The organism is Myxococcus sp. AB056 (genome assembly GCF_006547365.1).
Classification (GTDB): Bacteria; Myxococcota; Myxococcia; order Myxococcales; family Myxococcaceae; genus Myxococcus; species Myxococcus virescens.
This window is the reverse complement of record NZ_VHLB01000006.1, coordinates 21,922-34,723: the sequence shown is the minus strand read 5'-3', so window position 1 is coordinate 34,723 and position 12,802 is coordinate 21,922. Positions and strand designations below refer to the sequence as shown.

Here is a 12,802-nt window from a genome sequence, read left to right as displayed (position 1 = left end):
CGCGAGGACTCAGGGCCTGCTGGCGACGAGGAGTGCCTCCACGTTGCCAGCGGGCCCGGGCACCGTGGAGTCCATCAACCCGAGCACCTCCAGGCCCTGCTCGCGGACGAACGCCGTCACGGTGTCGATGGCGTCCTGCCGGGCGGCGGCATCCCGCACCACGCCGCCCTTCCCCACCCGGTCCGGACCCACCTCGAACTGGGGTTTCACCAGCGCCACCAGCAGCCCGCCCGGCTCCAGGTACGTCAGCACCGACGGCAGCACCTGCGTGAGGGAGATGAAGCTCACGTCGATGACGACCACGCCGACCTTCTCCGGCAGGTCCTCTTCCGTGAGGTAGCGCGCGTTGACGCGCTCGCGCGAGCGCACCCGCGAGTCCGTACGCAGCTTCTCGTGGAGCTGTCCGTAGCCCACGTCAATCGCGTGGACGCGCGTGGCGCCGTGCTGGAGCAGGCAGTCCGTGAAGCCGCCGGTGCTCGCGCCGATGTCCGCGGCCACCTTGCCTCGAACGTCGAGCCCGAAGCGGTCGATGGCGCCCTTCAGCTTCAGCCCGCCGCGCGACACGTAGGGAAGCACCTCGCCCTTGAGGCGCAGCTCCGCCTCCTGGGGAATCAGCGTGCCGGGCTTGTCCACGCGCTGGTCGCCCACCACCACCTGGCCGGCCAGGATGAGCGCCTGGGCCTTGGTGCGCGACTCGGCCAGTCCGCGCTCCACCACCAGCACGTCCAACCGTTCCTTGCGAGGCTTCACCGTCCGCCCCCTGCCAGCAGCGCCAGGCCCGCGCGCCGCAGGCCCGCCGCGTCCAGCCCCTGCTCCGCGCGCTGAACCCGCGCGTCCCCGTGGGGAACGAACGCATCGGGCATGCCCATCAACCGGACGCGGGCCATCAGCCCGTGCGCCGCGAAGAGCTCCAGCACCGCGCTGCCCAGCCCGCCGCGCGTGGTGCCCTCCTCGGCCACCACGACATGACCGGACCGGCCGGCCTCCAGCAAGGCGGCCTCATCCAGAGGCGAAGCGCAGCGCGCATCCAGCACGCTCCAGCCGGGCTCGCCCCGCGCGGCCTCCAGCGCGGCGATGCCCAGAGGCCCCAACGTCACCAGCGTGAGCCGGGGCTGCTCCGCGCGAAGCAGCCAGCGAGCCCCCCGCAGCGGCACCTCACCCGCGCTCAGTCCTTCGGGCAGGGGCGGCAGCGTGCCGCGAGGGAAGCGGATGACGGAGGCGTGCGGCGCCGCCAGGGCGGTGTCCAGCATGGGCGCCAGGTCCTCCCCCACCATGGGCGACCACAGGTGCAGGTCCGGCAGCGGGCGCAGGGACGCCACGTCGTAGGTGCCCTGGTGCGTCGCCCCATCCGCGCCCACCAGCCCCGCGCGGTCCACGGCGAAGACGACGGGCAGGCCCGGCAGACACACGTCGTGGATGATCTGGTCGTACGCGCGCTGGAGGAAGGTCGAATAGATGCAGCACACCGGCCGCGCGCCGGCCAAGGCCAGCCCCGCGCTGAAGGTGACGGCGTGCTGTTCCGCGATGCCCACGTCGTGCACCCGGTCCGGGAAGCGCGCCTTGAGCGCGTTGAGCGCCGAGCCCTCCAACATCGCGGGAGTCACCGCAACCACCCGTGGGTCTCGGGCCATCGCGTCCTCGAGCACCGCCGCGAAGGCCTCGCTGAAGGTCCGCTGGCCACCGCGCGAGCGCACCAGCTTGCCGTCCCGCCACTCATACGGGCCCATGGCATGTCCACGCGTCTGCGCGTCGGCCTCCGCTGGCGGAAAGCCCTTCCCCTTCAGCGTCAGCGCGTGCACCACCACCGGCCGCGACGAGGCACGGGCTTCGCGCAGCGCGCGAATCAGCGCAGGCAGGTCGTGCCCATCCACCGGGCCCAGGTAGGTGAAGCCCAGGCCTTCGAAGAAGTCGCGCGCCTCGCGGGTGCGCAGCAGCGCGGGGATGGCCCCCACGTTGGCGCTGATGGACATCTGGTTGTCGTTGAGGACGACGACCAACGGCAGGGAACTCCCCCCCGCGTTGTTGAGCCCTTCAAATGTAAGGCCCCCCGTGAGGCCGCCGTCGCCCAACACCGCCACCACGTGGCCTCGGTGCCCCTGCTGCCGCCGGCCCTCCAACACGCCCAGCGCCGCGGACACCGCCGTGCATGAATGCCCCGCGAGCAGCGCGTCGTGAGGACTCTCCCGCGGGTCCAGGAACGGCGCGATGCCGCCCGCGTGCCGCAGCGTGTGCATGCGGTCACGCCGCCCCGTGAGGAGCTTGTGCGCGTACGTCTGGTGCCCCACGTCGAACAGCAGCGCGTCTTGGGGCGAATGGAACACGCGGTGCAGCGCGACGATGAGCTCCACCGCGCCCAGGGAGGCCCCCAGGTGGCCTCCCACGCGGCCGCAGATGGAGATGATGTCCTCGCGCAGTTCCTGGCACAGGAGCGGCAGTGCCTCCTCGGGAAGTGCGCGGACGTCCGAAGGCGAGCCGATGCGTGACAGCAACTCCGACATTAGGACTTCCGCTCCACCGTGTAGCGCGCCAACGCCGCCAGCGGCCCGTCCTCGCCCTCCAGGGGGCGTACGGCCGCGATGGCCTCGGCCACCTTCTGGTCCGCCAGCTTCCGCGACGCCTCCAGGCCCACCACCGCCGGGAAGGTGAAGCGCCCGGCCGCGGCGTCCGCGCCCGCGGGCTTGCCCAGCTCCGCCGCCGTGGCCGTCACGTCCAGCACGTCATCGGCAATCTGGAAGGCCAGCCCCACCGCGTCACCGTAGGTGTCCGCGCGCGCCAATGCGTCCGCGTCTCCACCGCTGGCCAGCACGCCCATGCGGCACGCGGCCCGGATGAGGGCGCCCGTCTTCATGCGGTGCATCCGGATGAGGTAGTCCAGCGCGGACGGCCGGTCCTCGGCGGTGTCCAGCACCTGCCCGCCCACCATGCCCGCCGCGCCCGAGGCCACCGCCAGCTCCCGGCACAGCGCGGCGCGCATGCTCTCAGGCCCACTGGCCACCAACGTGAAGGCCTCCGTCAACAGCGCGTCACCCGCGAGGATGGCCATGGCCTCGCCGTACACCTTGTGGTTGGTGAGCCGACCCCGGCGGTAGTCGTCGTTGTCCATCGCCGGCAGGTCGTCATGCACCAGCGAGTACGTGTGCACGTACTCCAGCGCGCACGCCGCGTCGCCCACCACCCCGGACACGGCGCTTCCGCGCGCCACGAGGTCCGCGAAGGCCAGGCAGAGCACCGGGCGCAGGCGCTTGCCGCCGGCCAGCAGGGAGTAGCGCATGGCCTCCGCGAGCTGCGGAGGCGTCCCGGAAGGCCCGAGCCGCGCCACGCGCTCGTTCAGCAGGGACTCGACGCGCGCCTGCTGAGCGGCCAGGAAGGAGTTCAGTTGAAACGTTGCCACGAGCGTCCGTGCTCCTCTTATGGAATCTGCGCGGGCACGAGCTCGCGAATGCGGCTGACGAGCTTGTCCATGTCCAGCGGCTTGACGAAGTAGTCCGCGGCGCCCACCGCCATGCCGTGCCGCTTGTCCTCGGGCTCCCCGCGGCCACTGATGAAGATGACGGGGATGTCCCGGAACTGCTCGTTCTTCTTCACCGCACGGCACAGCTCGAAGCCGTCAATCCAGGACATGTTCACGTCCAGGAGGATGGCATGCGGCCGGTGAAGTTGGAGCGACGCGATGAGCCGCAGGCCGTTGGCCGCCATGGTGACGGCGAAGCCCTCGTACTCCAGGGCCGCCGCCAGCAGCTCCCGCGTGTCGCGGTCATCATCGACAATGGTGATTTTCAGCTTCGACATGCCGGAATGGACGCGCCCGAGCACCTAGAAGGGGACGTCATCCTCCGGGGGCGGGCGGGGAGCGGGGGCCCGAGGGGCCGCGGGCGCGGGTGCCGCCGGACGCGCGGCGACCGACAGGGGCGCCACCACGTCGTTTCCGTCCTCGTCCAGCAGGAGCTGTTCGATGCGCTGCTCCGCCTCGGTGAGCAGCTTCTCACCCCGGCGCACCAGCCGGATGCCTTCCTCGAAGGCCTTGAGCGAGTCCTCCAGGGAGAGATTGCCGCTCTCCAGCCGGCCCACCGTCTCCTCGAGCCGGGAGACCACGTCCCCGTACTGCTCGGGGACCTCGGCCTCCGCTACCTTGTCCGCCTTGGGCGCCTTGTCCGACTTCGCCACTTCCATCCACCTCCCCGCATGGGGCGCGGGACTCTAGAGGGTGGCCCGTCAGCAGTCCACCGGCCCTTTCACCGCCGTGACGGTGGCTTCGATTTCTTCACATCCCCCGAGCGACTTCGCCCCGTTCGACGCGAGCTTCAACCCCAGGCGCTCTCCCACCTGGACATCCGCGCCCGTGCGGACCACCGCGCCATCGCGCTGGCGGAACACCACCGAATAACCGCGGGACATCACCTTCAACGGACTCATCGCGTCCAGACGTCCCTCCAGACGCTGGAAACGCTTCTGCGCATCCGCCAGGGCCCCCTGCTGGAGCGCCAGCAGCCGCGCCCGGTGCGCGGCCAGCCGGGCGCGCTCGCGGGACACCTGGGCCGCTGGTGACGCCCTCTCGAGCCCCAGCCGTGCCGTCGCCAGCGCCCCGTGCCGCGTCGCCACACCTGCGCGCACCGCCTCCGACAGCCGCATGGCCAGCTTCAACAGGTGCGCCCGCTGCTCACCCAGCCGGGCCTGGGGACGCGCCCGCTGAAGCCTTTCGGTCAGCGACCGCAGCTCCTCGCGGTGCCCCCGCACGGCTGGCCGCAGCACGCGCATCATCGACTCCACCTGCTCGGACAGGTGGAGCCGCTGGTGGTTGATGGCCCGCCGAGGGTCCTCCAGCCGCGACGCGAGCTGCCCTTGCTCCTCGCGCAGCTCCAGCACCCGGCGCTCCATGGCACGCCGCAGACGGCCCGCCTGCGTGGCCAGCGTCAGCTCCAGGTCGGCCAGCACCGGCGCCAGGCGCTCCGCCGCGGCGCTGGGCGTGGGCGCGCGCAGGTCCGCCACGAAGTCGGAGATGGTGAAGTCGATTTCGTGGCCAATGGCGGACACCACCGGTACCGGCGAGGCGAAGATGGCGCGCGCCACCCGCTCCTCGTTGAAGGTCCAGAGGTCCTCCACCGAGCCACCACCGCGCGTCACCACGATGACGTCCACGTCCGTGCGAGCCAGCCGCTCGATGGCGCGAGCCACCTCCACGGCGGAGCCTTCGCCCTGCACGCGCGCATCCGCCACCAGGACGCTCTGCCGCGGGTTGCGCGAATGCAGCACGCGCAGGAAGTCCTGGAGCGCCGCGCCGGTCCGGCTCGTCACCACGCCAATCCGCCGAGGCAGGTAGGGCAACGGCCTGGGGGGCCGCACACGCCCGGGACCAATGAGTCCCTCCTGGGCCAGCCGCTCCTTGAGCTGCTCGAAGGCCAGCGCCAGCGCGCCCTCGCCCACCGGCTCCAGCCGCTGGACGATGAGGCTGTAGCGGCCCTGCGGCTCGTACAGGTCCACGCTGCCTTCGGCAATCACCTCCATGCCGTCGCGCAGCGCGAAGCGCAGGCGGGCCGCCATGGAGGCCCACACCTTCGCGTCGATGGCCGCGCCCGCGTCCTTCAACGAGAAGTACCAGTGGCCGCGCGCGTTGGGCCCGCGAAAGCCCGTCACCTCGCCGCGCACGATGACGCGGGCGAAGCGCGACTCCAGCGTCTGCTTCAGTTGGCGGGTCAGCTCGCCCACCGACAGCACCACGCGCTCGGGCTTGGGCGGCGGAGGCGGCGCGCCCTCCATCGGTCCCAGCAGCGAGGTGCCGTCCTCGTCCACCGGAGGCGGCGGAGGCTTCGGTGGCGCCGCGGCCTTCCGCGTCGCGCCAGCCGCACGAGGCGTGGAGGCGCCACTGCCGAACAGGTCACCCTGCTGGCCCACTGGCGGCAGCGTGCCGCCTCCCACCTTGCGCCGGGTCATCGGGACAGCTTCTCGACCCAGGACTTCGCCTTCTCGTGGTACTCGTCATCCGGCGGCGTCATCGCCACCACGTCCTTGAACTTGGGCAGGGCCTCATCGGGGCTCCCGTCCTTCAGGGAGTAGGCCTGGAGGTAGACGTCCTTCGCCTTCGCCTTCAGCTCACTGATGATGTTGGTGGCGCCCGCGTGCCCGGGGTCCGCCTGCAGCGCCTTGCGCGAGTAGTCCATGGCGCGGCTCCACTGCCCCGCCGCCTTCGCCGCGGTGGCGCCCTTGTAGAAGATGGTGGCCGCCCGCGTCCCCGCGTTGCGCGCCATCTTGCTGGGACGGCCGCCGGTGATGTCCTTGTCCAGCGACATCAGCTTCGACAGGCCCCGGGCGTCCAGGTCCTCCAACCGCTTGTAGAGGTTGCCGAACTCCGTCACCTGCCCGAGCACCTTCTTGCACTGCGGCGTGCGCGCCATGCACGCGTTGAGGATGGCCACCGCGCCGGACATGTCACCGTCGCGGAAGCGGTCAACGGCGGGCTCCCACGGCTTGGGGGCCGGCCCCTGGACCACGGGCCTGGGCGTGTCACGGACGATGATGGCCTGCGCCGCCTGCTCGTTGATGAGCTTGGCGTCGCGGTGCTCCGGGAAGGCCACCAGGATGTCTTCGGTGATGGCCTTGGCCATGTCGAGCTGGTTCTCATCCAGCAGCTTGCGCGCCTCGCGCGTGCGCGTGTCCGCGGCCTCCGACAGCGCGCGCTTCGTCGAGTTCACCTGCTCGTAGAGGAACTGGCTCTCACCCGCGCTGGCCAGCAGCGTACCGGCCTTGCCCAGCTCCTTCTTCGCCAGGGCCTCCTTGGCCGCCGTCAGCTTCTCCTGGACGGGAATCTCGCGCGCGGCGTGCCCGAGGTAGTCCGCCACGCCCGGGTACTCCGGCGCCTCGGACTGGAGCTCCTCCAGCTTCGCCTTCGCTTCGACCCACTTGCCCTCGCGCACCAGGTTCTTCGCGTCCTGGAACAGGCTGCCCAGCCGCTCCCGGTGGTTCTTGCCCTGCCGGGCTTCTTCCGCGGCGACCGCCTGCTGCTTCTGGACGTTCATCCGCACCACGCCCAGGCCCGCGAACAGCACCACCACCGCGCCCGCCACCCCCAGCTTGATGAGCTTCTTCTTCTTCAGCTCCTCGGGGCTCGGCGCCGTGGCCGCCGTCGCGCGCGCGCTGCGCACGCGCCCACCTTCGACGCGAGGCCCCGGACGGGGCGGCACCGCGCCGCGGCTCCCCGAGGCCGCCGGACGAGGACGCGGACCGGGGGCCGGCGCGCCGACCATCATCGTGGAGTTGGCCACGTCCTCGAAGCGCAGCTCCGTGTCGCCCAACGTGATGACGTCACCGTTGGCCAGCGGCGTCTCTTCGTTGATGACGTCGCCGTTGATGAGCGTTCCGTTGCCGGAGCCCAGGTCGCTCACCGCCCAGCCCGCTCCCGACTTCCGCACCATGACGTGCTTGCGGGACACGGAGGTGTCCGGGATGCAGATGGCGTTATCGGTCGCTCGACCGATGACGTACTCCTCCTCGGACAGGGCAAACTCCTCACCGTCCTTGGGGCCCGCGATGCAAATGAGCCGGGCCGCGGCGGAGACGGGGGCAGGCGCGGGCCGGGCGGACGTCCTGCGCACGGCGGGACGGGACCCGGTCCCACCCGAGGGCGCCCCGGAAGGGGGCCGGCGGCGTGCCGGAGGGGAACCGTTGGACATGCGAATCACCGACTTCCTGTCGAAGTGAGCACGCGCCTACAGCTCGTGCTCGTAAGCCAACTGCAAACCTAGATTGTGGCAGCGATGCTCGGCCGTAGGGAAGCGTCGACCCATTTCCTGCAACGCGGCCCGAGCCGTCCGCGCATTCCGGTACTGTACGCTGCGTTGGAAATCGAGCAGCAGCTGGCTGCACTTGTGGTCCAGCTCGGTTGCCACCTCGCCGAGCTGGAAACGCACGTCCTGATAGATGTCAGGCTTGGTGTCCAGCGCCTCCAGCGTCACCCAAGCGAAGCGGTACTGCTGCCACGCCTTGAAGAGGTTCTCCGCGCCGACGTCGCGCGACTCATAGAACCGGGCGCCCGCGGTCACGTACTGACGCGCCTTGGCCAGGAGCTCGTCCTGCGGCAACTCCGGCACCGGGATGATTTCCAGGCGCAGGTTCCACACACGCCAGGTGTCCCGCCCCGGCGGGTTGCGGACGTTGTCGAAGACGATGGAGTTGAGCTCGCCCCGCTTCAGCGCGGAGGGCGGGAGAATCTGCTCCAGCCCACGCTCCGTCACCGCGTTCACGTCCGGCGGCACCCAGCCCACGTCCACGCCGTTGACGACCAGCGCCACCTCCTCCTTGGAGATGCCACTGGCCATGTAGTGGACCACGGCCACCGCCCGCGTCGGGGTGACGAACTGGAAGGCGAACGACTTGTGCTCCGGGTTCTCCCACGTCACGCCCTCGCCCACCCCGAACGAGTCTGAAATCACCTCGAAGCCCAGGTCCTCCGGCTCCACTCCGGACGCCCGGCCTTCGCCCTTGGGCATGAAGAAGACGGCCAGCACGCCCACCAGCGCCAGCACCAGGCCGCCTCCGACTGCGCCCACGCCCAGACGCGCCGGCTTCGACAGCTGCCCCCACCACAGGAGCAACCTGCCTGCCTGACTGCCCGCGAGCTCCCGGCGACGGCGTGCGCGCTCCGCCGCCGTCTGCCCCGCGCCGGGCTCGGCCTTCGTCACGGCGGCGGTGCCCGGACGCACCGGCACCACCGCGGGCCGCTGCGCGGTGGGATGGCCCTCCGGCAGCACGATGCCGCTCTCGGCGGGAATGGGGTCGTTGAGACGGATGGGACGGGTGGCGTCCGGGTCCAGCGCTGGAATCGGGTCGCCCCGGCGGATGGGCCGCGTGGCGTCCTCGTCCCCCTCCGGCGGCACCCAGACGAAGGTGAACTCGACGGGGCCTACGCCAATCTTGTCCCCATCCCGAAGCTGCTGCTCACCCGACAGCAGCCCGCCGTTGAGCACGGTGCCATTCGAGCTGCCCATGTCCGCGACGAAGTACTTGTCGCCGCGGAGCACGATGCGCGCATGCCTGCGCGACACGCCGTGGTCGTGCAGCACCAGGTCGTTCTCCGAGGTGCGGCCGATGTTGACCTCGGCCGCCTCGAAGGTGAGCTCCCGTCCCTGCTGGAGCCCCTGCGTGATGGTCAGGAGGATGGGCACGGGGCGCTACCCCGCGACGTTTCCGAACATGAACTGGAACACGATGGGCCCGAACAGCACCATGAACACCGTGGGGAAGATGCACGCGATGAGCGGAAAGAGCATCTTCACCGGCGCCTCGCCGGCCAGCTTCTCCGCGCGCTGGGTGCGGTCGATGCGCATCTGCGTGGACTGGATGCGCAGCACCTTGCCCAAGCTGGTCCCCATCTTGTCCGCCTGGATGAGCGCGGTGACGAAGGTGGTCAGCGGCGGCAGGTCCACGCGGACAATCATGCTCTTGAGGCCTTCTTCGCGCGTCTTGCCCATCTTCAGCTGCTTGAGCACCAGTTGCAGCTCCTCGCGCAGCGGCCCCGGCTTGCCCTTCTCCACCACCTTGGCCAGCGCCGCGGTGAAGTCCAGGCCGGCTTCCACCGACAGCGTCAGCAGGTCCAGGCTGTAGGGCAGCGCGCGGCTGATGAGCAGGTGGCGCTTCTTCACCTGGTCGTTCAGCCACATCAGCGGGTAGTACATGCCGAAGAGCAGGAACAGCGGCGCCCACACCAGGCTCACGCCGAAGCCGTTGAGCAGGATGAAGCCCATGATGAGGCCCACCACCGCGCTGACTTCCTGCAGCGCCATGATGTCCTCGGGCTTGTACGCCTGAGGCTCGCCCGCCTTGATGAGGTTGCGGCGCGCCTTGGCCTCATAGCCGGGCCACATGAAGCGGCGGTTCATCGCGCCCAGGCGGCGGATGGCCACCGAGCCAAAGCCCTTCATGCCGCCCGTGGACTCGTCACGGACCTCCGACAGGAAGCGCTCCAGCATCGTCTGGTACAGCCCCAGGCCCAGGAAGCCCACGGCGCCCGCGAAGAGGAGCGCCGAGCTGCCGATCAAGATTGGCGTCAGGACATCGTCCACGGTGCACCTCTCAGATATCGATGTTGACGATGCGCCGGATGATGAGGATGCCCATCACTTCCATGATGGCGATGATGATCACGAGGATCCAACCGAAGATGTGGTCCATCATCGGCTCCATCAGGTCGGGCCGCATGTAGTTGAGCACCATGCCGAGCACACCGGGCATCGCCGCGACGATCCACCCCTGCAGCTTGCCCTGCGAGGTGAGCGCGTCGATCTTGCCCTCCAGACGGAAGCGCTCGCGGATCACCGTGGAGATCGTCTCGAACATCTCGGCCATGTTGCCGCCGAGCTGACGGGCGATGTTCGTGGACACGACGACCAGCTCCAGGTCGTCACTGCCCACGCGGCGGCCCATGTTGATGAGCGCCTCCTCCAGCGGAACACCCAGCTTCACTTCCTTCACGAAGAGCCCGAACTCCTGCGACAGCGGCGGCATCGCCTCGCGCGCCACGTGCTCGATGGCCTGGGGGAACGTGAGACCGGCCTTGAAGGCGTTGGCCATGGCCTGCAGCGCGTCCACCAGTTGCACGTTGAACTTCTTGATGCGCCGCTTCCGGTAGTGCTTGACCATCAGCATCGGCAGGAAGAAGCCGAACACCGTGGCCACCACCGCCATGATGGGGTTGAAGATGATGTACGTCAGGATCCCCAACAAGCACATGCACGCGATGTTGAGGATCAACATCTGGCGTGGATCGATGAAGAGGAACATGTCGCTCAAGTCGTTCATCGACTTGGCGACGTAGCGCTCCTGGTACTGCTCATACGCCTTCGACAGGACGCTGAAGATCACCAGGCTGAAGAAGAAGACCGAGCCGGTGACGAGGAGGAGGACGATTCCAGCAAGCATGTGCGCGCTTCCCTAAGAGCGAGGGTGGACGACGCACGCCATCACGGCGCGCCAGCGCCCGCGGCCCGCTCGGCACCGCCCTTGATGATCTGGATGATTTCGCGACGCTTCTGCTCCAGCACGCGGGTGCGCTCACCCGACAGCAGCGTGCTGATGGTCGCGCGGCCACGCTCCTCGATGAGGTCCACGTCGTCCTCGTTGCGGAGGCTGAGCGTCAGCTGGCCGAGCTCCACCGCGAGCACCAGGATTTCGGCCTCTTCCGGCAGCACCATCAGCGAGATGTTGTTGTACTCGCGCTGGTTCTCCGGGATGAGGTTCACGTTGGTGGTACCGGTGATCTTGCCCGTGGCCACCACGATGACGTTCTGGAGCAGCGTCACGGCGACGTTCTCGTCCGTCTGCGGGTCGCGGAAGGTGCCAATCACGTCCACGTGGTCATTGGGGCGAATCCAGCCGCCCACCGACGTGGTGTGCTTCGCCTCGATGGTGAGGGCGCGCGCCTTCTTCTGCACCTTCGACGACAGCCGCTCGGCGGCCTTGGTCGTCTCGAACTGGCTCCACAGCAGCGGATCACCCGCCTGCAGCGCGACCAGCACCTTCTGGTTCACGATGTAGGACGCGGAGTCCGGACGCACCACGGAGGACGTCACGAACTGCTCCGGCACGGAGCGCTGGGAGATCATCTCGAAGGTGATGACCGTGCCTTCAGGGACGTCCTGTGCCGCCACGACGACGGGCACCAGGTTCCATCCGCGGCGGACATCCGCCTCCTTCTTCTTGATGGCGGAATACGCGATGACGCCGGCCAGCAGGCCCAGCACAAGCGCGACGACGAGCGGAGTCTTGCCCTTCAGCATGGTTCAGAAACCTCCAGAACGGGGGGGAGCCGTTCGGCGGCGATGATGGAGTCCGAAGTGGAGTCCAGAGCAGGTGTTGGAATACAGTGCAGTGCAATCAGCGGATGGCGCGCGATGTTAGCCGTGCGATACACCGGGTGTCAAAACCACCTCTCGCGACAGCTCTGTATCGCGCGCAATCCGGGACCTGACGTCGTTCCGCGTCAGAGGTCGTCGATGGCATCGCGGTCCTCTGTCGTCAGGCCGCGGCGCTCGGTGATGCTGTAGATGGCGTTCTGCACCACGCCCACGTCATCGGAGCTGTCGATGACCTTCCCCTCGAGGAGCCGCAGCAGTTCCTGCAGCGCGTCATCTGACGTGACGGGGCCGACGGCGTAGGTCATGTACTGGTTGGAGGGGTCCCGCTGCTCGTTCAGGCAGTACATGTAGAGGGGAACGATATAGGCGTTCTCCTCCGCCCCGCCGTCCGGGGTACCGGCATCATCCCGCCCGCCGGGCCCCGGGGGGGTGGGCGGAACGACGAGGATGGTGCGCTCGATGAGCAACCCGTTCTGGCCGCGTCCCTCGGAGGTGGACACGACGACGAGGCCTGGGGGGAACTCCACCTCGACAGGCGCCCCCGTGTCATTGCGCAGAGGCACGCAGACGCGGACATAGGCGCCCGAGCCCTGAGACTCCACGCGGGCGTTCTCGCACTCGCCGGTGAACTCTTCGGCGCCGCGAAGGGTGTCGGCGATGCTGATGCCCTCGGGGAGTGAGAGTGGCGTCCCCTGCGGCTCGCCTTCGTCCTCGCCCAGGCCCGGGCGGAAGACGTTCACTCCCGCGTCGAACCCACCAGGGGGCGGAGGATTGGGTCCGCCTCCCCCGCCGCCACATGCCAGTGCCCCTGCCCCAACCGCCGCCGCGACGACCATCCACTTCCATGCCGCCTGCGCCATTGCGCGCTCCTTCCGTCACTCCAGGACGACCCACCGGCCAGGACCGCCACGTCATGAGGTCCGGTGACACTGGCTGAGTCTCAGGATACCCGCAACCTT

General features: G+C 69.4%; 12 protein-coding genes. All 12 read right to left on the bottom strand.

Going from position 1 to position 12,802, the window contains the following annotated elements; genetic code table 11:
• Positions 1 to 9: 9 nt before the first annotated feature.
• A complete protein-coding gene (locus tag FMP39_RS04510; protein ID WP_141588766.1) occupies positions 10 to 750 on the bottom strand; it encodes a TlyA family RNA methyltransferase in 741 nt (246 codons plus the stop codon).
• Positions 747 to 2,498, bottom strand: a complete 1,752-nt coding sequence (locus FMP39_RS04505) for a 1-deoxy-D-xylulose-5-phosphate synthase (protein WP_141588765.1) — start codon at positions 2,496 to 2,498, stop codon at positions 747 to 749. Before FMP39_RS04505 ends, FMP39_RS04510 begins: the two co-directional genes overlap by 4 nt.
• On the bottom strand, positions 2,498 to 3,391 hold the full coding sequence (locus FMP39_RS04500; RefSeq protein ID WP_141588764.1) for a polyprenyl synthetase family protein: 894 nt from the start codon (positions 3,389 to 3,391) through the stop codon (positions 2,498 to 2,500). The genes FMP39_RS04505 and FMP39_RS04500 overlap by 1 nt, the downstream gene beginning before the upstream one ends.
• A 17-nt stretch (positions 3,392 to 3,408) precedes the next feature.
• Positions 3,409 to 3,789, bottom strand: a complete 381-nt coding sequence (locus FMP39_RS04495; RefSeq protein WP_026113988.1) for a PleD family two-component system response regulator — start codon at positions 3,787 to 3,789, stop codon at positions 3,409 to 3,411.
• 24 nt (positions 3,790 to 3,813) lie between these two features.
• Positions 3,814 to 4,170, bottom strand: coding sequence for an exodeoxyribonuclease VII small subunit (gene xseB, locus FMP39_RS04490; RefSeq protein WP_141588763.1), 357 nt, complete (start codon positions 4,168 to 4,170; stop codon positions 3,814 to 3,816).
• Between the two features lie 42 nt (positions 4,171 to 4,212).
• Positions 4,213 to 5,928, bottom strand: coding sequence for an exodeoxyribonuclease VII large subunit (xseA, locus tag FMP39_RS04485; protein WP_141588762.1), 1,716 nt, complete (start codon positions 5,926 to 5,928; stop codon positions 4,213 to 4,215).
• Positions 5,925 to 7,673, bottom strand: a complete 1,749-nt coding sequence (locus FMP39_RS04480; protein WP_141588761.1) for an FHA domain-containing protein — start codon at positions 7,671 to 7,673, stop codon at positions 5,925 to 5,927. The genes xseA and FMP39_RS04480 overlap by 4 nt, the downstream gene beginning before the upstream one ends.
• Positions 7,674 to 7,700: 27 nt before the next feature.
• The gene (locus tag FMP39_RS04475; protein ID WP_141588760.1) at positions 7,701 to 9,155 is read right to left on the bottom strand and encodes an FHA domain-containing protein; all 1,455 of its coding nucleotides are present in this window, start codon (positions 9,153 to 9,155) and stop codon (positions 7,701 to 7,703) included.
• A gap of 6 nt (positions 9,156 to 9,161) precedes the next feature.
• A complete protein-coding gene (locus FMP39_RS04470; RefSeq protein WP_141588759.1) occupies positions 9,162 to 10,052 on the bottom strand; it encodes a type II secretion system F family protein in 891 nt (296 codons plus the stop codon).
• 10 nt (positions 10,053 to 10,062) lie between these two features.
• Positions 10,063 to 10,908, bottom strand: a complete 846-nt coding sequence (locus tag FMP39_RS04465) for a type II secretion system F family protein (RefSeq protein WP_011554643.1) — start codon at positions 10,906 to 10,908, stop codon at positions 10,063 to 10,065.
• A 41-nt stretch (positions 10,909 to 10,949) separates the two neighbouring features.
• Complete coding sequence (cpaB, locus tag FMP39_RS04460; RefSeq protein WP_011554644.1) at positions 10,950 to 11,765, bottom strand: Flp pilus assembly protein CpaB; 816 nt, start codon at positions 11,763 to 11,765, stop codon at positions 10,950 to 10,952.
• A 203-nt stretch (positions 11,766 to 11,968) separates the two neighbouring features.
• Positions 11,969 to 12,583: a hypothetical protein gene (locus FMP39_RS04455; RefSeq protein ID WP_228557663.1), complete on the bottom strand. Its 615-nt coding sequence runs from the start codon at positions 12,581 to 12,583 to the stop codon at positions 11,969 to 11,971.
• Between the last annotated feature and the right edge of the window lie 219 nt (positions 12,584 to 12,802).

Excerpts from the sequence above, each read along its gene's own strand:
- FMP39_RS04505 (WP_141588765.1), bottom strand. The coding sequence starts at position 2,498 with ATGTCGGAGTTGCTGTCACGCATCGGCTCGCCTTCGGACGTCCGCGCA.
- FMP39_RS04495 (WP_026113988.1), bottom strand. The coding sequence starts at position 3,789 with ATGTCGAAGCTGAAAATCACCATTGTCGATGATGACCGCGACACGCGG.
- xseB (WP_141588763.1), bottom strand. The coding sequence starts at position 4,170 with ATGGAAGTGGCGAAGTCGGACAAGGCGCCCAAGGCGGACAAGGTAGCG.
- xseA (WP_141588762.1), bottom strand. The coding sequence starts at position 5,928 with ATGACCCGGCGCAAGGTGGGAGGCGGCACGCTGCCGCCAGTGGGCCAG.
- FMP39_RS04465 (WP_011554643.1), bottom strand. The coding sequence starts at position 10,908 with ATGCTTGCTGGAATCGTCCTCCTCCTCGTCACCGGCTCGGTCTTCTTC.
- cpaB (WP_011554644.1), bottom strand. The coding sequence starts at position 11,765 with ATGCTGAAGGGCAAGACTCCGCTCGTCGTCGCGCTTGTGCTGGGCCTG.